This is a genomic window from Mycolicibacterium cosmeticum, assembly GCF_000613185.1.
Lineage (GTDB): Bacteria > Actinomycetota > Actinomycetes > Mycobacteriales > Mycobacteriaceae > Mycobacterium > Mycobacterium cosmeticum.
On sequence record NZ_CCBB010000004.1, the window covers coordinates 21199 to 27200 of the forward strand.

Genomic DNA, 6002 nt, shown 5'->3' on the forward strand with positions numbered 1-6002 from the left:
GCAGTCATCCGAACCTCAAGCTGCGCAACCACATTGGCCCACCAACGGGGTGGGCCAACCACCGTACGGGCCGCCACCACCGGTCCACCCGGTCTCCCACGAACCTCGGCGCTGGGGTCTGATTGTTGCTGTGGTGGCGGCCAACATCGTGGCCGTAGCCGCGGCCTCGGCAATCACCTACGCGGTCACCAAGGACAGCACCTCCAGCACAGCCGCGCCATCGCCTTCGCCGACCGCACCCACCTATACGCCCGCCGAACAGGACGCAGCCAAGAGCAAGGTGTGCCACACATTCGATTCCGCAGTTAGAGGCACGGGAGCATCGGACGGGCTGATCGTGAATGGCGATCTCAACATTCCGGTCGTCCTTAGAAAAATGAACAGCGTTGCGGCAGTAGAGAATTCGATATCCCCGGCTACGCCCAATGATGTCGCCGAGGCAGCGAAAGAGTACATCCAGTCCGCCATAGACGTCTCCAGCGCAGCTTTGGCGGGTAGACCAGCTATCGAGGTGAATCGGTTGACGGACGTGGGGAATGTCGCGACATATGCGTTGGCCGATGCGTGTGGGTTGCCGCACTGATGCCGGCGACAAATAGTGGTCAGGACGCAACAGGTAGAGCCGGCTGGGATCGGCGATACCGCGTAATTGCCACGCAGGTCTTCCAGCAAGTGGTGGCCGCTCGCCCTGCGCCGGATGGGTTCAATCCAGATCAAGCCGAGCCTAACGGCACCAGCGATATCCCCCGTCCATCAGGGGCATACACGGCTGCGCTGATCGCCCCGGGGGAGTGGCCCGAGGTCTCTGAGTCTGCTGTCATGAATTACTCACAAGCGGTGGCAAAGTGGGCGCGGGATCATGCCGAGGCAGACCAGATTGCGACCGGCCAGGCCGGTCGGGTCTTCGATGGCGATTGGACCGAGGGCGAGGGGCGAGAAGCCGCCCAAAGACATTACAGGACACTGCATCTAGCACACGAAAACTTGGTGGACCTCGCCAAGGACGTTGCCATCCGCAGTGACCGACTCAGTAAAGATATCCACACCGCGAAACGCAAGATGCGTAACGCACACGACGCCGCACACCGAGAAATCGAACAAGCCCTGATGACTAACCGGGGCCAACCCGTTGCCGTGGGACCCATCATCGCGAAATATCGCCCACACATCGAAGTGGCCTCAACACAATTACTGGGTTACGGCCAACAAGAGACCGCTGGCCTGACGAAGCAATTCGGCCCTCCACCGGAAGCGCCGCCGTCAACAGGTGATGGGGGCGGCCTAGGTACCGAGCATTCGACAGACAAGCCCGCAAATGAAGCTTCGCCAGCCGATGCACTTGACGGAAAAAAGCCGCACGGCGACGGAAACGGGCTGGGAACAAATCCCAGCTCGGACAGTCCTAATGGACTGCCGACATCGATTCAAAACGTCCCCTCGTCGACATTAGGGACTCGCCCCTCCACTGATCGCGGCGGAGGGAGTATTACGTCCCCGCCTCTAACTGGTCGCGAGTCGCTGCCTACTTCACCGTTGTCGGCTCCATCAGTGGGTGGTGGTGGCGGTGGCGGGAGTTCACCGCTAAGCGGCCTGAGCAGCGGGGCCGGGTCGATGCAGGGCTTGACTGGCGGCATGAACAGCGGCTTGTCCGGTGGCTCGTCGGCGACTGGTGGTGCGTCGCAGGCGTCCGGAGCATCGTCACCGGCATCATCGCTGGGTAGTGAGTTTGGGCGCGGCCTAGCGGCGGGCAGTTCGACCGCGGGTGGGTTCTCACCGGCTAATACTGCTGCAGCGCAGGCTATTCCGCAGACACCCACAGGCCCGCTGGCGGCGGCTCCGTTGGCTGGGGGTACTGCTCCTGCGTCAGCGGCACCGGCGGCCGCCAGCTCTGCTCCCGGCCCGGCCAGCTCGTCGACCGCTGGCGGGGTGGGCGTTCCGGCTGGGGCGGCGAATGTGGGTGGTGGCATGTCGACACCGATGTCTTCGTATGGTTCGGTGTTGCCGCCTGCCGCGGCGAGCGCCGCTAGTGCGGCTGGAGCGGCTGTGTCGTCATCGTCGGGGGCGGCGGCCGCTGGGCCGCCCGCCAGTGCAGGCAATGCGGCTCCTGGGGCTCCGGGTTTTCTGCCGGGGGTGCGCGATAGCGCTCCTCCTGCGCGGGTTCCCCGGGATGTGTCCATGACCGATCTGGAGAACGCGCGGACGGCTGTTGCGGATCTGGCGGCGGCGTCCAGTGTGGCGTTCCCGGGGCTGGAATGGGCGGTGGCCGTGGCCCGCGGCAGCACTGGGGTTCCTGATCTGTGGGTGTGCAACAACGAGGGTGCATGCTTCATCCCCGCCGGGGTGTATCTGTTGCGCAGCATGCCGGTGGCCGCGCACTTGGACGCGGATTTCGACGATCGTTGGTTTGGCTGGTTCAACCCGGCTGAGCGTGTGGTGCGCGCGGTCCGGGCGATGGGTTATGCGGTCTCGGCCGTGGCCACCGGCTGGCCGCATGCGTCCGATTTCGTCGACGAGGCCACTCCGGACGTGGCGATCGGGGTGGGTCCATCCAGTGCTGCTCAGGAGGCTTTGGCTGGGTCGCTCACCCGCGACCGTTCGCATCGCTTGGAGACCCTCAACTCGGGTCTGTATCGCGAGTTGGCCGCCGATGAGGACGCGGCCGAGGTGTATGCCCGATATCTGATTCAGCAGGCGGTGTTCGGCGGTCCGGAGTTGTCCTCCACAGCGCAGGCGGTAGGTCGTCTGGTGGTGGGCCGGCAGTGGCCTGCTGAGGCGCAATGGGATGCGTTGCAGGCCGAGTACACCGACGCGAATCTGATGACGGGTTCACAACGTCCCGGAATTCTGGGTGTGGAAGACCGGCACCAGCTGGTGACGTATCGCGAGCTGTTCCAGCGCTGCCGGCGGGTGGAGACTCTGCTGTGCTGGCGTGAGGAAAGCCCCGCTGATGTCGCCTACGCTGCAGCGATGGCCGGTATTGCCACTCCCTCGCTGATGTCGGTGGTCGCGACCAGCCACCGGTAGGCGGTCAACCTCCGGTGATAGCAGTCGCGATATCGGCTGTATCCAGCGTGCGCGATAGGTGTCCCGCTATGGGCGGTGATAGCAGTGGTGTTTTCACTCGCGATAGTGGGCGTGATATCAGAGTTCGAAGCCGCCCCGGTCGCGGGTGTGGGCGCGTTCGCGTTCCTGCTGGGCGTGACGATCGGTCCAGCGCCGATTGCGTGCCTGGGTCTTCTGGTAGGTGTCGAGGGCGCGGTTGCGGCGGTCGAGTAGTTCGACGGCCGCCGAGTTCGCCGGTGAGGGTGCGGCCGCGTGGGGTTCGCCTAGCAGGGTGGTGACTCGTTCGGTGGCGGTGCGATGGGCCTGCGGGGTCGATGGAGCGCCGATGTGTTGTGTCCACGGCAGGGTCTCGGCGAGGGCCTGGACGACGGTGTGGCCGGGTTGCTGTTCGGGGGTCGGTGTGTGGACGAGCAGGAGTTTGGTGTTGGTGGCGGTGGCGTGTTCGGTGAAGTAGCGCAACAGTTTTGGGTCTAGGTGATCGGCGTCGTCGATGACGACCAGGTTGCCTGGCGGGATGGTCCACTGACCGTTGTCGATCAATTCGCGAGTTCGGCGCGGGCTGGCGATGCGGTCGACGTCGTAGGGCTGGTTGGTGGCGTCTGCGGCCGCCGCGCGGGTGGCCGGTACGGCCAGGACGTGTTTGTTCTTGCCGTGCGCCGCGGCGGTGACCGCGGCCAGGGCGGCGTGCTTGTCGGCGTCCGATCCCACGGTGAGGACCTGGACGTTCTGCATGCTCGCGGTGATGGTGGCCACCGCCGCCTTGCTGGCGTCGTCGAGGTCCTCCCACCCGTGTGCCGGCGGCGGGTACACGGTGGCCGGGCTGAGCTGCCAGGACGCTTCAATCTGAGTCACCTCGGCCGCCAGCATGGGCAGCTCGGCAGCAACGGCGCGCTCCGCCCGGGCGCGATCGGCAGCCTGAGCGCGGTCGGTGAGGTGGTGGTGGTGGGCGATGCGGGCGGCTGCGCGGGCGCGGGTGCGCGCCTCGAGCAAGTCGACGACGGGTTCGGTCAGCAGCTCTCGGTCGGTGTCGGCGGCCGCGACGGCGGCCGTCTGGTCGCGGACATCGCGACCGACGATTTGGGACAGGAGCGCGGCGGCTTCGCGGGCGGTTCCACGCTGCCCGACGTGGACACCAGGGGTGCGTTCACCGTGTGCGTGGTCGGCTTCCTCGGCGTCTCGGGTGTAGAGGTAAGCGTGGTTGGTGTCGCGGCCTCGGGTGAGCCCGACGTAGGCCAATCCCCTGTGTGCTCGCTCGGCCGAGAGCAAGGTGTGGGTGGTGTCGGCGGTCGCGCCTTGGGCGGCGTGCACGGTGACCGCCCAACCGAGGTGCACGTGGGTGCGGAGATAGTCGCCCTCGAACGCGACGCGAGCCCCATCGCCGAGGCGGCGGGCGGCCACCCGGCCGGTTTCGGGGTCCACGCGATAGACCTCCCAGCGTTGTCCGTTGCGCACGGGTGCATCGGTCGTGAGGCGCATCTCGCCGGCGTCGTAGACGGCAATGCTGGGGTCGTTCTCCCGGCTCATCACAAGGTCGCCGACAGCGATCCGATGACCGCGGGCGGCGGCCACCGTGGGGGCGCTGGCCTCGATGGTGTCGTTGTGAATGCGGATGTTCAGTTCGTCGACCATCTCCCACGAATCGCCGACCAACAGCGCGTCTTTCCCCGCCTCGCGATCACGCTTGAAGGCGGCCACCGCATCGTCACCCATCGACACCGCGTCCCCGGTAGCGAGGCGGTCATGGCGGCGGTACCAGTCCACCGCGCGGCGGCGTGCTTTAGCCCCGCCGTGGCGCACGCTCAGCGACGCGGTGCGCTCCTCAGCGTCGCGCATGCGCCACACTTCGGTGAGGTGCTGGGTCCAAGGCAGATCGGCACATAGTTGCTCGAACATGCCACCGCGCGACTTCACCGGCGCCAGCTGATGGGCGTCGCCGACAAGGACGGTTTTGGCCCCTGCCGCGGTGGTGGCGGCCAGCAGTGCACGCCACTGCGGGGTCCCGACCATGCCGGCCTCGTCGACGACGATCAGAGTGCGCGCATCGAGTTGCAGCGACCCCCGACGCAGCCGTGTGAGGGCACTGTCGATGGTCCGGCCGGTGTCACCGGCGGCCTCTTGCACAGCGACGTCAACGGCCCTGCCGGTGGGCGCGAGCACCAGCACCCGATCGTGGCCGCCGCTGCGCGCCACGCCCTCACGCAGCACCCGCAGCGATGTTGTTTTGCCCGCTCCAGCGGGAGCGGAGAGGGGTTGGACGAGCCATGGACTGGTGGCAATGGCGGTGATGGCGCGGGCCTGCTCAGCGGACAGATCCTCGGTGTCGAGGACGGTGGCGGGCAGGGCCGCGGCGGGGTTGCTGGCGCCCATGAGCGCCACGATGGCGGCCTCTTCGGCGATGATCGGCGCGGTGGTGAACCGTTCGTATTTTTCGCGTTCATGGGCCTGACGCGGGGCAGTCAGCGGGACGGCCATTCGGTCGGCCAGGACCTCCAGCACGCCCAGTGGACCTTGGGGTGCGCCATCGATGGCGATCGGGAGTCGGGCGCCGATCGCTTCGATGAGATCGGCACGAGTGAACGCCGGTTTGGTGATGTCGGCGGCCGCGGCGCGGGCGGCATCCACCACCGTTTCAAGGTCGGTGCGGCTCCCGCGGGCGGTGCGCCGCGCGTGGCGGGCCTGCTGTTGGGCGGTGTGGTCGAGTTCGAACGGGCCGAACCGGTCGGCCCATTCCTGACGAAGTTCGGGCCAGGGTTTGTGTTCGGGTTTAGCCGGCCGCGTGGCCTTTTGGGCTGCCGAGAGCTGCGCGGCCGACAGTGTGTCAGCGTCGTTGGCGATCAGGTTGGCCTCAGCCCATTCGTGCAAGGCAGAGGAGCGTTGTGACGCCTCATCGATCAGGTCTCTGGGCACGCCCGCGACATCGCCCAGGCCGCTGTAGGGGT

Annotated in this window: 3 protein-coding genes; 2 read left to right on the forward strand and 1 reads right to left on the reverse strand. The window is 66.9% G+C overall.

Features of this window, described 5'->3' with window-relative positions; translation table 11 throughout:
- Positions 1–133: 133 nt before the first annotated feature.
- On the forward strand, positions 134–583 hold the full coding sequence (locus BN977_RS32740; protein ID WP_131590255.1) for a hypothetical protein: 450 nt from the start codon (positions 134–136) through the stop codon (positions 581–583).
- A gap of 1592 nt (positions 584–2175) precedes the next feature.
- Positions 2176–3024 carry a hypothetical protein gene (locus BN977_RS31210; protein ID WP_036405158.1) on the forward strand — a complete coding sequence of 283 codons (849 nt, stop codon included), beginning with the start codon at positions 2176–2178 and terminating at the stop codon, positions 3022–3024.
- A gap of 117 nt (positions 3025–3141) precedes the next feature.
- Here the strand turns inward: BN977_RS31210 and BN977_RS31215 are convergent.
- Positions 3142–6002 (reverse strand): AAA family ATPase (locus BN977_RS31215; protein WP_084172796.1); only part of this gene is annotated, 2861 nt, incomplete at its 5' end.